The sequence below is a fragment of the Vreelandella nigrificans genome (genome assembly GCF_002374315.1).
In the GTDB taxonomy this organism is placed as follows: domain Bacteria; phylum Pseudomonadota; class Gammaproteobacteria; order Pseudomonadales; family Halomonadaceae; genus Vreelandella; species Vreelandella nigrificans.
Map to the genome: position 1 here is coordinate 1 of NZ_NWUX01000076.1, position 680 is coordinate 680.

Below are 680 nucleotides of genomic sequence, written 5' to 3' on the forward strand. Positions count from 1 at the left end.
CGCAGGTTGAGCCGCGAGAGCAGTTCCACCACATCCATCACCAGCTTGGCTTCAAAGTGGCTGGTGAAGGCGTCCTGGACAATAATCACGCTGTTGGCCTGCTGTTGCTCGGTGAGCAGGGCCAGTGACGTGGGGGTGGCTTCGGCCACGCCCCAGGCACGTAGCTGCTTTTTCACGCTGGCGCGGGAAAGCTGTGGAGAATCACTCATCCCCAGCCCTTTGCGCATCAGGCTATCTACCCAGCGCTGGTTGAGTAGGGCGTTATACAGCGGCGCGATCTTGGCAAGCGTCGGCAACATGAATTCGGTGCCACCGATGATGTAATCGCGCAGCGGGCGGAGGTAGCGGCCGTGGTAGACCTCTAAAAACTGCGAACGGAACTGCGGCACGTTGACCTTAATCGGACACTGGCCCGCACAGGATTTACACGCCAAGCAGCCCGCCATGGCGTCATACACTTGGTGGGAGTAGTCGTGGTGTTGCTGGCGGCTGAGCGTGTTCATGGTGCGATTAGGGAAGCTTTTGATAAAGCCCCAGCTGCGCTCGGCCTTTTTCTTGCGCGACTCTTCCACCACATCGATACCCGCCTGAGACTGTAGGCGCAGCCACTCGCGGATTAAGCTGGCACGGCCCTTGGGCGAGTGCACTCGGTCGCGGGTGGCCTTCCAGGAGGGGCACAT

1 pseudogene is annotated in these 680 nt (G+C 60.1%); it reads right to left on the bottom strand.

Annotated features, from left to right (window positions below):
• Positions 1-680: pseudogene (locus CPA45_RS22550) on the bottom strand (FAD-binding oxidoreductase); the annotation flags it as partial.